The 14,329-nt window shown below is 46.6% G+C and carries 9 protein-coding genes; 6 read left to right on the forward strand and 3 right to left on the reverse strand.

The genetic code is table 11. The features are described 5' to 3' along the window. Window positions 1-7 precede the first annotated feature (7 nt). Window positions 8-1,252 carry an HD domain-containing protein gene (locus ACT6R0_RS15695; RefSeq protein ID WP_444654603.1) on the reverse strand — a complete coding sequence of 415 codons (1,245 nt, stop codon included), beginning with the start codon at window positions 1,250-1,252 and terminating at the stop codon, window positions 8-10. Window positions 1,253-1,432: 180 nt separating this feature from the next. Between ACT6R0_RS15695 and ACT6R0_RS15700 the strand changes: the two genes are divergently transcribed. Together ACT6R0_RS15700 and ACT6R0_RS15705 are read left to right on the forward strand one after the other, a co-directional pair. Next, window positions 1,433-1,711 carry a hypothetical protein gene (locus tag ACT6R0_RS15700; RefSeq protein WP_444654604.1) on the forward strand — a complete coding sequence of 93 codons (279 nt, stop codon included), beginning with the start codon at window positions 1,433-1,435 and terminating at the stop codon, window positions 1,709-1,711. 197 nt (window positions 1,712-1,908) lie between these two features. Beyond that, window positions 1,909-3,513, forward strand: a complete 1,605-nt coding sequence (locus tag ACT6R0_RS15705; protein WP_444654605.1) for a class I SAM-dependent methyltransferase — start codon at window positions 1,909-1,911, stop codon at window positions 3,511-3,513. A 102-nt stretch (window positions 3,514-3,615) separates the two neighbouring features. Here the strand turns inward: ACT6R0_RS15705 and ACT6R0_RS15710 are convergent, their stop codons facing one another. Together ACT6R0_RS15710 and ACT6R0_RS15715 are read right to left on the reverse strand one after the other, a co-directional pair. Further along, entirely contained in the window at window positions 3,616-4,011 is a 396-nt protein-coding gene (locus ACT6R0_RS15710; RefSeq protein ID WP_444654607.1) for a hypothetical protein, read from the reverse strand. 362 nt (window positions 4,012-4,373) lie between these two features. Continuing rightward, window positions 4,374-4,748, reverse strand: coding sequence for a hypothetical protein (locus tag ACT6R0_RS15715; protein WP_444654609.1), 375 nt, complete (start codon window positions 4,746-4,748; stop codon window positions 4,374-4,376). A gap of 152 nt (window positions 4,749-4,900) precedes the next feature. Here ACT6R0_RS15715 and uvrA point away from each other — a divergent pair, with 152 nt between their 5' ends. From uvrA to ACT6R0_RS15735, 4 genes are all read left to right on the forward strand, one after another. Then, window positions 4,901-7,738: an excinuclease ABC subunit UvrA gene (uvrA, locus tag ACT6R0_RS15720; protein WP_444654610.1), complete on the forward strand. Its 2,838-nt coding sequence runs from the start codon at window positions 4,901-4,903 to the stop codon at window positions 7,736-7,738. A gap of 33 nt (window positions 7,739-7,771) precedes the next feature. Beyond that, the gene (locus ACT6R0_RS15725; protein WP_444654611.1) at window positions 7,772-8,497 is read left to right on the forward strand and encodes an LOG family protein; all 726 of its coding nucleotides are present in this window, start codon (window positions 7,772-7,774) and stop codon (window positions 8,495-8,497) included. Window positions 8,498-8,788: 291 nt separating this feature from the next. After that, window positions 8,789-11,602 carry an aminopeptidase gene (locus ACT6R0_RS15730; protein ID WP_444654612.1) on the forward strand — a complete coding sequence of 938 codons (2,814 nt, stop codon included), beginning with the start codon at window positions 8,789-8,791 and terminating at the stop codon, window positions 11,600-11,602. 244 nt (window positions 11,603-11,846) lie between these two features. Next, window positions 11,847-14,252 (forward strand): alpha-ketoacid dehydrogenase subunit alpha/beta, encoded by a 2,406-nt coding sequence (locus ACT6R0_RS15735; RefSeq protein WP_444654613.1) that lies wholly within the window; start codon window positions 11,847-11,849, stop codon window positions 14,250-14,252. Window positions 14,253-14,329: the final 77 nt, after the last annotated feature.

A 14,329-nucleotide genomic window follows, 5' to 3' on the forward strand; every position in this document is an offset into this window, starting at 1 on the left:
AATTAAATTAAATTGCCGCTTCTTCCAAAAGTACTTTTGGAAAACACAGGTAATACTTGGTCACGGGCTTTGAGAGTGCTTTCAGGTTCAGCTGGTCAGAAGCTTCTACCACATCCTCAATGGTCTTGTCTTTTTTCAGTATATGTATCGGCTCGCCGGTCTTATTATAGGCCTGGTTCTTTATCTTTCCTTTAAATACAAAGTACTCCGCCTCCTTATCCGTAATACCCAGCTTCGTGATCAGCTGCTCTCGCAATACTTCCACCTGTGCCTTATCTACTTTTTCAGCACGCATTTTTATTTTTAAAAGGTCGCGGTTAATGATCATGCGGCTCAGTTCGCTCAGCACATGGTCATTGTGGAACTGCCATGACTTGATGGCACACATAATATCGAAATCGTCCAGATAAGAGAATTTCCTGAGGACATCATCATTAAAGTCCTCCAGGCTTATCTTATTCTCAAGGAAGAACTGCAATGGCGTGCTGGCTCCCAAATGCTCCCCTTTTTGCGTAAGCTCTTTGGCACGCTTTAGTATTTTAGTAAGGATAAGTTCTGCCGCAACACTTGTTTTATGCAGGTAGCACTGCCAGTACATAAGCCTGCGCGCCACAAGGAATTTCTCTACCGAATAGATCCCCTTTTCCTCGATCACCAGTGTATCGTTATGCACGTTGAACATTTGTATCAGGCGCTCGCTGTTGATGTTGCCCTCGGCAACACCGCTGTAAAAGCTGTCCCGCTTCAGGTAATCCATCCTGTCCATGTCCAGCTGGCTCGAAATGAGCTGCAGCATGAACTTCCTGTCATATTCACCTCTGAATATCTTTATGGCAAGGTCCAGCTTTCCGCCAAATTCCTCATTTAGCCTGTCCATGAACAATAGCGATATCGACTCGTGGTGCACATTCTCTACAATGCTGCGCTCCATGGCGTGGGAGAATGGACCGTGGCCAATGTCGTGGAGCAATATGGCAATGTCGAGCGCGGTCTCTTCTTCCTGTGATATTTCTATACCCTTGAATTTTAGCACCTGTACCGTACGCTGCATGATGTGCATGCAGCCCAAAGCATGGTGGAAACGCGTGTGGTGCGCACCGGGATAGACCAGGTAGGACAATCCCATTTGCGAAATGCGGCGCAGGCGTTGAAAATAAGGGTGCTGGATAAGGTCGTATACCAGCGGATTGGTTATGGATATGAACCCGTAAATAGGGTCGTTGAGTATTTTAAGCTTGTTGATCTCGCTCACAGGAAGGCAATTTATGGCAAAGATAGTAATTAACCCCGCGCGTAGCGAGGATTTTTAACAATACCCGTAAGGATAGTTAACTTAAATTATTAATAGGCGTTAAAATGAGGTTAATCAATTGATTAATAGATAGACATTACATAAAGATCGCCTAATTTTACTAAACAAACAAATGACGCTATGAAAAAGCTATTAGTCACATCCGCAGCGTTCCTTGCCTTTACGGCACTGGCAATTGCCCAGGAAAAGCAGGACGTGACCCAGCGCATACAGCCTGTCATCACCCACCAGCAGGTAAAAAATGATGAAAAGGCAGCAATTGAGCAGCGTAAAAAGCTGGAAAAAGAGCGTCATGCCCAACTGGAAAAGCAAAAGCGTGAGGAGAGCACAAAAGTCACAAGCACAGATAATGATAAAATACTGCCTAAGAAAACTTCAACAACTGTCGGAGAACAATAATAACGTTATTTTTTGTTACTTAGGTTATTGAAGGAGAGCCTTGCAAAGGAATTTGCAGGGCTTTTTTTATTAGCCGTTGCCCAAAGGAGTACTTCGCGCCCCTACCTTCCTCCTTCTAAAAAAGGAATTTAGCCAACATCTGCCGGTGTGGACTTAAGAATAATCCTTATTTTTGAGAAACAAACACTCTCAAGACCATGACAGACAGATCCCAACTCCGCAGTTCTATTTTCAGGCACCTCGACGGATTAGCCGTTGCACCGGTAGCAATAGCACTGAAGAATAAAGGCATTTGTGACCACATACTGAAGGAAAAAAAGCTACATCTGTCTGAACTAACAGCTTACGGATCCAATGAAGGCTACCTCAATGTAGGTCTGAGGGTGCTGGCATCGCAGGGATTTATAAATTATGAAGTGGATAATGCCACACAGGAGATCACCATTTCGGTCAATGAAAAAACGGATACTGCCTTTTCACTGTTCTATTTATACGAAGATGTGGTCGACCTGCTGCAATTCTCCACGCAATTCCACCCACGGTTGTTCGAGGACGCCCCGTTCGAAAAGCTTAACCTCATTTTTGAGAAGTATAAAAAAAATTACGGCATTGACTTTTCGGAAGACAGCCTTATCAATACGCTACAGCATCAGGTCTTAAAGCATGTCGAAGGTTACCTCATAGGGCCAACGGTCGTACGGCTGGCCATGAACGGGATGTTCCATAAGTATTTCATGGAAACCTCGTTCAGTCCGGAGGAGTTCCACAAAAGCCCTGAGAATTTCAAGAAGATACTCGATTTTTTTGTGCATCTTGGATGGTTTTTGGAAAAGAACGGCAATTACCAGTTTACTGAAACGGGATTGTTCTATGCCCGGCGAGCGAGCGCATATGGCGTTACGGTCTCTTATCTGCCTACATTTGCCCGGATCGAAGAACTTATGTTCGGCGACCCGGCAGCCCTGCGCATGGTTGCCGATGGCGAGAACGAGATACACGTAGACCGCGAAATGAACGTATGGGGAAGCGGCGGAGCGCACGATACCTATTTTAAAGTCATCGATGAGATCCTTGTAAGATTGTTCAACCTACCCATCGAGCAGCAGCCCAAAGGCATACTCGACATGGGCTGCGGCAACGGGGCTTTCCTGCAGCACATTTTTGAGGTGATCGACAGGCAAACCCTCCGTGGCAAGATGCTTGACGAGTATCCGCTGTTCCTTGTGGGTGCCGATTATAACCAGGCGGCATTGAAAGTGACCCGCGCCAACCTCATCAAGGCCGATATATGGGCGAAAGTGATCTGGGGCGACATTGGCCGTCCGGACCTGCTGTCGGATGACCTGATGGAAAACTACAACATCGACCTAAAGGATCTGCTGAACGTGCGCACGTTCCTGGATCACAACCGCATTTGGGAAGACCCAAAGAACTTTAGCGAAAGCAGGGTAAGCCAGTCGACCGGGGCGTTCGCGTACAGGGGCAGGCGCATCAGCAACAACCTTGTAGAAGATAACCTGCTGGAACATTTGCAAAAATGGTCGCCGTATGTGCGAAAGTTCGGCCTCCTGCTGATCGAGCTGCATACTATCGACCCAAAACTTACCGCCGCCAACCTTGGCCGCACCCCCGCCACTGCCTATGATGCCACCCACGGCTTCTCCGACCAGTACATTGTCGAGATCGATGTCTTCAATCGCGTTGCCGCCGAGGCAGGCCTGTTCCCCGACCCGGCCATCTTCAGGCGCTTCCCTGATGCCGATACGGCTACGGTGAGTATTAATTTATTGAAGGGGGAGTGATATTTTTCGGAACACGGATGACGCGGATTGGGCGGATGGTCGCGGATTTTCAGGCATGAGTGAAGCTGTCATTGCGAGCGGAGGAACGGAGCGCGGCAATCTTTATTCCTCAATCGTAGCAATCTTCCACTCGGAACCATCAAAAGTCAAAAATATTTTGTTATAGTAAAAAGTCCCGTCAGGGTACGTTACTTTTTCATTTAAATAAAACAGATCACCATCAGCTTTAGAAATTTCGGAAAACTCAACTTCTACTCCCTCGAAATTCGGAAAGCCGTTTTCCTGTATCGACCTGATCAATGAAAGTTTTAATAACTCAGCTGTTTCAGAAATCAGTTCTTCGTCATTTGGCTCAAAACCAAGAGAGACCTTATCTAAAATTATCTTTGCCTCAGCAATGAAGTCTTTTGAATTTATTATCGCCTCCATATCTCTATTATTATATGCGGATTCTAAGGAAAGGATGGCGTTTTGGGGGGTATTGTAGTTGTATGTCATTGCATTCTAATATGTCCTCCTTTTACCTTACGAGCAACATGGTGTGTCAATGCTATTGCGCTATTTTGCTTTCAGGATTATATTTGATTACACCTCAAGCTAGTTGTGATCTTGGAGATTATTAAAAATAATTTAATTTCATATATTAATATTACTTTTTTCTAATATAGATTAACTTTCCAGTACCTCCATAGGCAAGAATCTTAGAGTAAACATCGTCACCTTTTTGTAATGATTTTTGAAAATTAGTATGTCTAATTCTTTTTGCTTGTTCTGACATTTTCCCTTTTCTTTCAAGAGCATGGAGGAAACTACTCAGCATATTTTCTGTACATATAAATTCCTCAGCAGACAATAAATCACTAGGACTGCTTAAATATTTGTTTCTGCTGCAATAGATTTAATAATCGTTCAACTCTTATTTCAAGACTATTTGCAATATTTTCAATGCTAAAATTTCTAAGATACGATAGCATTGGATGATGATTCGAATTTAAATTGTTTTTTATCTTTATTGGTTTAAATTTCTTTACAATATTTTCGGCCTTAGTCTCCTCTTTGGAAAACGTTTCATATTGCATAATTTTTAATGCAATTAGTCCATGAATATATCTTCTATCTTTTTTATCCTGATATGTTTTATCTATATCAGTAAGAAAAGACAAAAGTTCTCTATCATTAAAACTTTCATTGCTGAAAAAAATTTCAACTTCAGGAAATGCAGATGTTAAATTCATAATATAATATTAACCAATTTAAAAGTATAAAAATTTTATTATCTTAATTAAATTTATACAATTCAAAACTTTATTTTAACATTCCCTTATCCTCCGCCCCCACCTAAACTCTCCCCAAAAATCAGTAGCTTTGCGGTTTGCACAAAAATGCTATGCCAGATACCGATTTTTCAGAAAATATAGAAGTGTTGGGCGCCCGTGCCCACAACCTCAAGAACATAGACGTTACCATTCCGCGTGAAAAGCTTGTAGTCATTACCGGGCTTTCTGGCTCGGGGAAATCGTCGCTCGCGTTCGACACCATTTATGCCGAAGGGCAGCGTCGCTACATCGAGACGTTCTCGGCCTACGCACGCCAGTTCCTGGGTGGCCTGGAGCGCCCGGATGTGGACAAGATCGACGGACTCTCGCCCGTTATCGCCATCGAGCAGAAAACGACCGGCAAAAGCCCGCGCTCGACCGTAGGCACCATTACCGAGATCTACGACTTCCTGCGCCTGCTGTATGCCCGTGGCGCCGATGCCTACAGCTACAACACCGGCGAAAAGATGGTGAGCTATACCGACGAGCAGATAAAGGAACTCATCGTAGAGAAGTTCGACGGCAAGCGCATTACGATACTGGCACCGATCGTGCGTTCGCGTAAGGGCCATTACCGCGAGCTGTTCGAACAGATCTCCAAGCAGGGCTTTCTGAAGGTGCGCGTGGACGGCGAAATAAAGGACATTGAGAGCGGCATGAAGTTGGACCGCTACAAGGTCCACGACATTGAAACGGTGATCGACCGCATGGCGGTGGATACCACTCCCGAAACCGACACCCGTCTGGCCAACAGCATTAAGACCGCCATGTACCACGGCGAGGACGTGATGATGGTCATTGAGCACGAAAGCGGCGAGGCGCGCTACTACAGCCGTAACCTTATGTGCCCGTCATCGGGCATCTCCTACCCCAACCCGGAACCGAACAACTTTTCATTCAACTCGCCTAAGGGCGCGTGCGACTACTGCAACGGACTGGGTGTCATCAATGAGATCAACCTTAAAAAAATAATCCCGAACCCGAAACTGTCCATCAAGCAGGGCGGGTTTGCGCCGCTTGGCGAATATAAAAGTTCCTGGATATTCAAGCAGCTGGAGACCATCGGCGAGAAATTCGATTTTAAGAATACTGACCCTATAGAGAAAATTTCTGCGGAAGCGATGGAGATGATACTCAACGGCGGGAAGGAAAAGTTCACGGTCTCCTCCAAAACACTTGGGGTGAACCGCGAATATAAGATCGATTTTGAAGGCATCTCCAACTTCATCAAGAACCAGCACGACGAGAGCGGTTCGGCCTCCATAAAGCGCTGGGCCAAGGATTTCATGGACGAGGTGGAATGTCCCGTTTGCCACGGTTCGAGGCTGAAAAAGGAATCGCTCTACTTCAAGGTGAACGGGCAGAACATCGCCGAACTTTCGGCCATGGACATATCCGACCTTGCCGAATGGTTCGAGAACCTGAACGACAACCTTTCTGAAAAGCAGAAGGCCATTGCTTCGGAGATCGTAAAAGAGATCAAGGCACGCCTTAGCTTTTTGGTGGATGTTGGCCTGAACTACCTATCTCTTAGCCGCAGTTCGCGCACGCTTTCGGGTGGTGAGGCACAGCGCATCCGGCTGGCCACACAGATAGGATCGCAGCTTGTGGGCGTACTGTATATTTTGGATGAGCCGAGCATCGGCCTGCACCAAAGGGATAATGAAAAACTCATCAAATCATTAGAACAACTGCGCGACATAGGCAACTCGGTAATTGTGGTAGAACACGACAAGGACATGATAGAGCGCGCTGATTACGTGATTGACATAGGCCCGGCAGCAGGGCGTTTCGGCGGGCAGATCGTCAGCAAGGGAACACCCGCAGAACTCCTGAAAGAACATACGCTTACGGCGGCCTACCTAAACGGCGAAAAAGAGATCGCGGTACCCAAAAAACGCCGCGAAGGTAATGGCAAGTTGCTGAAGCTGACAGGCGCTACCGGCAACAACCTCAAAAACGTTTCCATTGAATTGCCTTTGGGCAAAATGATATGCGTTACGGGTGTGTCGGGTTCGGGGAAATCGACACTGATCAACGAGACACTCTACCCTATACTTAACGCGCATTTCTTCAATGGCGTAAAGAAACCCGCACCATACAAAAAGATCGAAGGCCTGGAGCATATCGACAAGGTGATCGACATCGACCAGTCGCCTATTGGGCGCACGCCACGTTCCAACCCTGCAACATACACTGATGTATTCAGTGAGATACGCTCCCTGTTCACGCAAACGCCGGAGGCCATGATACGCGGCTATAAACCGGGAAGGTTCAGCTTCAACGTAAGCGGCGGGCGCTGCGAAACCTGCGAGGGCTCAGGTTTGCGCGTCATTGAGATGAACTTCCTGCCGGACGTATATGTGGAGTGCGAAACCTGCCAGGGCAAGCGCTTTAACCGCGAAACGCTGGAGATACGCTACAAGGGCAAGTCCATTTCGGACGTGCTGGACATGACGGTTGATGATGCGGTGCCGTTCTTTGAGAATATCCCCAAGATATACCGTAAAATTAAAACGATACAGGACGTTGGACTGGGCTACATCACGCTGGGGCAGCAAAGCACAACGCTTTCCGGTGGCGAGGCACAGCGTATCAAACTGGCATCGGAACTGTCAAAAAAAGATACAGGAAATACCTTCTACATACTCGATGAACCAACGACCGGACTTCACTTTGAGGACATCCGTGTACTGATGGAGGTCATTAACAAGCTTGTGGACAAAGGAAATACTGTACTGATCATAGAGCATAATATGGATGTGATCAAACTCGCCGACTACATCTTAGACATTGGCTATGAGGGTGGTAAAGGCGGAGGACAGCTTGTTGCGAAAGGAACACCCGAAGAAGTGGCGAAAAACAAAAAAAGCTATACGGCGCATTTCCTGAAAAAAGAACTATCTTAGGCGCCGTTTGTTTAAAATTTTAAGACGATAATTATGGCAAAAGAAAAATATAACAGTGAAGACGAATGGATCCACGAAGGGCTGAAGCAAAAGCCTTGGAATGAGATCCGGAGCAATGACTCGTGGGCGATCTTCAAGATCATGGCAGAGTTCGTGAACGGTTTTGATACCATGGCAAAAATTGGCCCGTCGGTATCGATATTCGGTTCGGCCCGTACCAAGCCCGATGACAAATACTACCTGCTGGCAGAGAAGATCGCCGAGAAGATCGCAAATGCCGGTTATGGTGTGATCACAGGCGGTGGCCCGGGTATCATGGAGGCCGGGAACAAAGGCGCAAGCCGTGGTGCAGGCCCGTCGGTGGGGCTTAACATCGAGCTTCCGTTCGAGCAACATTTCAACCCGTACATCGACCATGACAAGAACCTGAACTTTGATTACTTCTTTGTAAGGAAAGTAATGTTCGTGAAATATTCTCAGGGATTTGTCGTAATGCCGGGCGGTTTCGGTACCCTGGACGAGATGTTCGAGGCGATCACGCTCATCCAGACGAAAAAAATAGCAAAGTTCCCGATCATTCTTGTTGGGCGTGAATTTTGGGGAGGACTGATGGACTGGATCACTACCGTAATGATCGAGCGTTACCACAATGCCAGCCCGGACGACCTGAAGCTGATAAAGATAGTAGACACAGAGGATGAGGTGCTGGAGGTTATTGATACCTTCTACAAGAAATACAGCCTGAGCCCGAATTTCTAATGTGTATTAACCACATAGATACATAGGCATAAATTGACCGCAAGGATTTTATAGCAGCACAAAGTGAAGCGTTGCTTCATTCTATGTGACATTATGATCCCTAAACTCAAAAACTATGGAAAGTATGTACCTATGTGGTTAAACTATTTTCGGACAGTGTTGTCCTTTTAACACTCCAAAAAGCAACCCAGCGCACAATTTTACATCTTTAAAAAAGTTATATACGCCTAACAAATCCATGCAGCAACAAATACCGTAATCTATAACGTGAAGTTTACAAAGTCTTACCTATTGCTTTTATTACTGTTTTCAGGCTTTTTGCATGCCCAGCATCAAAACCGCCTGCTCGCAGAGGTGGACTTTGAGGCCAAAACAATTACGGTCCGGCAGGAGATCGTGTTCCGCAACACATCCGCTGATACCCTGCATGAGTTCATACTCAACGACTGGAATAATGCATATTCCGGTAAGGAAACACCACTGGCGAAACGCTTTTCTGACGAATACATCCGCGCCTTCCACCTGGCAAAGGATAACGACCGCGGTAGCACTACGATAACATCTGTAACAGACAACAACAACCGCGCCCTGAACTGGAAGCGCCCCAAGGGCCATCCAGACCTGGTAGAACTGCAGTTAGCCAACCCCATTTATCCCGGCCGTACGGTAAGCTTTACTTTTGAATATTTGGTAAAGGTCCCCAATGACCGCTTTACAAAATACGGCTTTGACAACAATGGCAGCTTCATGCTAAAGGACTGGTACCTGGCGCCTGCAAGACTGGAAGGTGATAAATTCGTGCGCTACAGCAACGAGAACCTGGATGACATTGCCAATTCGCTTTCCGATCACGAACTGACACTGACCGTACCTAAAGGCACATTTGTAGCCTGTGAACTTTATCAGGGCAACAAAGTTGATAAAGGCGACCGGCAGGAATATTACTTCATAGGAAAAGCGCGAATGGGCTTCATGCTGGCACTGGAAAAGAAAAACACTTTTGAGATCCATTCCGGCAGCCTTGCGGAAGTAAGCACCAACCTGAAGAACAATGGCGTGCCGGATATTCAGAGGGCAGCGCTGATCAGCGATATCGTGCAATTTACCGCCGAAAATCTTGGTCCTTATCCTCATGGCAAAATACTGATCACACAGGCACAATACGACCGTAACCCTGTGTATGGGCTTAATCAGCTCCCCTCCTTCCTGAGGCCTTTTCCGGACGCGACCATTTATGAGTTGCGCTTCCTGAAGATCTATCTGGACATTTACCTTAAAAATACGCTGAGGCTCGACCCAAGAAAAGATAACTGGATATACGATGCCATCCAGATGCAGCTGATGATAAAGTATATGGACCGGTACCACCCCGACCAGACGATGATGGGTACACTGTCGAATGTAGGCATCCTGAAGGGGCACAATCTGTTCAACATACAATTCAACGAGCAGTACAGCTACCTGTGGCTGCTGATGGCACGGAAGAACCTCGACCAGCCCATAGGCGAACCCAAGGACACGTTCATTAAATTCAACGAGCAGATCGCGGGAAAATACAAGGCCGGGCTTGGCATTGCCTATTTAGATGATTATCTGTGTAATGATGCCGTAGAGCATTCAATTGCGGAATTTTACAAACTGAACACAATTCAGGCGGAAACCGACCGAAAGGACCTTGAAACCATCCTGAGATCGAGAACGGACAAGAATATTGATTGGTTTTTTGAGACCGTTGTGGACAGCCGCAAGCTTATCGACTATAAATTTGGCGATGTAGACCGCACCAAAGATTCGATCACTGTGACCATAAAAAATGTTACAGGTACCAATGTGCCTGTATCAGTTTATGGGATCAAAAAAGGCAATGTGGTATTTAAGCAATGGCTGGAAAATATCAGCACCGACAGTACGTGTACGTTTACCTTTGCCAGGCAGGATGCCGACAGGCTGGCCATTAACTACAACAATGAGATCCCGGAGTTTAACCGACGTAACAACTGGTACAGGCTGGGCGGATTGTGGCCAAATGACAAGCCTTATAAATTCACCCTCTTCCAGGATATTGAAGACCCCAGGTACAATCAGCTTTTTTATGTGCCGAGCTTCATTTTTAACCTGTATGACGGTATATCGCCCGGACTGCGTTTCCATAACAAGTCGATGCTGGATAAGCCGTTCATTTTCGACCTTAACCCGGTGTACTCTATCAAAACCGGGCAACTGATAGGCTCGTTCTCGATGATGTACAACCAATATATACGCGAGCAGGAGCTGTTCAATATCCGTTATGCTGTAGGCGGCTCGACGTTCCATTATGCACCTGATGCACGCTATATAAAATTCACCCCGTCTGTGCAGCTACGCATACGCGAGGAAGACTACCGGGAGAACAAAAGGCAAACGATAATGCTTCGCCAGGTATTGGTCAACAGGGAGGATTCGAAATATGTAGCCACTACCGACCAAACCGAAAACTATTCGGTATTCAACGCACGCTATAGCAAATTTGAGTCGGAGATCACACGCCACTATAATTTCTTTACTGACCTTCAATTAGCCGGACAATTCGGGAAATTGTCAGGAGAGATACAATTCCGGAGGCTTTTCAACGACAACAGGCAGATCAACCTAAGGCTGTTCGCGGGAACATTCCTGTACCGCAGCACTTCATCGGAATTCTTCAGCTTTGCGCTCGACAGGCCAACCGATTACATGTTCGACTACAACTTCTACGGGCGTTCGGAAACTACCGGATTGTTCAGCCAGCAATTCATCATGGCAGAAGGCGGCTTTAAATCGAAGTTCGAAGACCGCTACGCCAACCAATGGATGACCACGGTGAACGGTAGTTTCAATATCTGGAACTGGGTGGAGGTATATGGCGATGCCGGACTTTTCAAAAACCATTTTGACGGCGCCCGGTTTGTATACGACAGCGGCATACGCCTGAACCTCGTACCTGACTATTTCGAACTGTATTTCCCGGTATACTCTTCTAATGGATGGGCCTTCAGGGGGCCGGATGCCTACAGCGAAAAGATACGCTTTGTGGTAACCATCAGTCCGGGTACTCTTATTAATTTGTTTACGCGCAAATGGTTCTGATTTGGGTCAGCACGATATGCGAAGGTCTTTATCATCCCTTTTACTTTTCTTTAAATACCATAAATATCTTTAAGATCGCAAAATAAATGTACTATGTGTAATTTTTATTTTGTTTCACTGCAAAAATATCATTCAACACTCAGTTATTTCTGTTTTCATTATTAATAGTGAAATCAAATTTCGATCCACTTTTTATGTTATCTCATTCTTTTAATTACATTTGTATCCTTACAACACCAATTTTATGACGGAGACAGAAACTAAAAGATCGCTTTCTTTCGAAGATTTCAGGGCCGAGGTGCTCAAAGATTATACGCTTGCCGTAGTGAGTCGTGAGTGCAGCCTGCTGGGCCGCCGCGAAGTGCTTACCGGAAAAGCCAAATTCGGCATATTCGGCGATGGTAAGGAAGTGCCACAGATTGCCATGGCGAAAGCCTTTAAAAATGGCGACTTCCGTTCGGGCTACTACCGCGACCAGACCTTCATGATGGCTATAGGCCAACTCGACATACAACAATTCTTTGCCGGGCTATACGGCCACAGTGACCTGGAGCATGACCCTATGTCGGCAGGCAGGCAGATGGGTGGCCACTTTGCCACACACAGCCTTGACGAGAATGGTAACTGGAAGAACCTTACGCAACAGAAGAACTCAAGTGCCGACATATCTCCTACCGCCGGGCAAATGCCAAGGCTGTTAGGATTGGCGCAGGCCTCTAAAATATACCGCAACGTAACGGGGATCGAGAACAAGACCAACTTTTCAATTAATGGAAATGAGGTGGCCTGGGGTACGATAGGAAACGCCAGTACATCGGAAGGGCTTTTCTTTGAGACCATCAATGCAGCAGGCGTACTGCAGGTACCGATGGTTATGAGCGTATGGGATGACGATTACGGCATCTCTGTACACGCCCGCTACCAGACTACAAAAGAAAACATATCAGAGATACTGAAAGGCTTCCAACGTGATGAAAATGCCAAAGGATATGAGATAATAACAGTAAAAGGATGGGATTACCCTGAGTTGGTTTCAGCTTATGAAAGGGCTTCGGAAATTGCCCGTAACGAACACGTTCCGGTACTCATCCACGTATACCAACTGACACAGCCGCAGGGACACTCAACCTCCGGGTCGCATGAGCGCTATAAAAACACTGACCGCCTTGCATGGGAGACAGAATACGACTGCCTTGCACAAATGAGGAAGTGGATGCTGGAGAACAACATTGCAGGCGAAGATGCTCTGGTCGCGATAGAGGAACAAGCTAAAAAAGATGTGCTTGAAGGAAAGAAAGCTGCCTGGGCCGCTTACGTAGATCCTATTAAGGAGGAACAGAAAGAACTCGTTGCCGTGCTGAACGCAGTGGCTTCGCAAAGTGCCAATAAAGTATTCATCGAAAAATACATAAATGAACTTTCATCCATAAAGGAGCCAATACGCAAAGACCTTTTGATAACTGCGCGTAAAGTATTGCGCATGGTATCGAAGGAGGACTGCAAGGGCGCACTATCACAATGGATCACTGATTATACCGAAAAGATACAGCCGAAGTTCAGTTCGCACCTGTTCTCACAGTCGGACAAAAATGTATTTGCCGTTAAAGAGGTCGCCCCTCAATATGACGAGAATGCCGAAGATGCCGATGGCCGCATGGTAATGCGCAACAACTTCGACGCTATTTTTGCAAAGCACCCCGAGACAATGGTCTTTGGTGAGGATTGTGGCAACATAGGCGACGTGAACCAGGGCCTTGAAGGCATGCAGGAAAAATACGGCGACTTCCGCGTCTGCGATGCGGGCATCCGTGAAGCAACTATACTGGGACAGGGTATTGGGATGGCGATGCGCGGCTTACGCCCTATTGCAGAGATACAATACCTTGATTACCTGTTATATGCCATCCAGATAATGAGCGACGACCTTGCCACCCTGCAATACAGGACAGCGGGCAGGCAGAAAGCTCCGCTGATCATCCGCACGCGCGGGCACAGGCTGGAAGGAATATGGCACTCGGGCTCACCGATGGGCATGATCATTAACGCCATCCGCGGCATACACGTATTGGTACCAAGGAACATGACCAAGGCTGCAGGTTTTTATAATACATTATTAGAAACTGACGAACCGGCACTGGTGGTGGAATGCCTAAACGGTTACCGCCTGAAGGAAAAAATGCCTACTAACCTTGGGGAATTCAAAACCCCTATAGGTGTGGTGGAAACAATAAAAGGAGGTTCGGACATCACATTAGTATCTTACGGCTCAACGCTGCGCCTTGTGGAGCAGGCCGCAAAAGAGCTGTTGGAGGTCGGCATTGATGCCGAGATCATCGATGTGCAATCGCTATTGCCATTTGACATAAACCACGACATTGTAAAGAGCGTGGCTAAAACCAACAGGCTCCTTGTGATAGATGAGGATGTACCGGGTGGCGCGTCGGCATTCATACTACAGCAGATACTGGATGAGCAGAACGCTTACAAGCATTTAGACAGCAAGCCGGAAACGCTTACCGCCAAAGCGCACAGGCCATCGTATGGAACTGATGGTGACTATTTCTCGAAACCGTCTGTCGAAGATATTTTTGAAAAAGTATACAGCATAATGAGCGAAGTGAAACCGAATGACTTCCCCGAACTTTATTAAGTTTTCACCACGGTTAACGCCATAAATGAAAGCCGCCCGAAACTATCGGGCGGCTTCTTTTTACTATATGCTTAGCT

It is taken from the genome of Flavobacterium sp. (assembly GCF_052437795.1).
In the GTDB taxonomy this organism is placed as follows: Bacteria; Bacteroidota; Bacteroidia; order Flavobacteriales; family Flavobacteriaceae; genus Flavobacterium.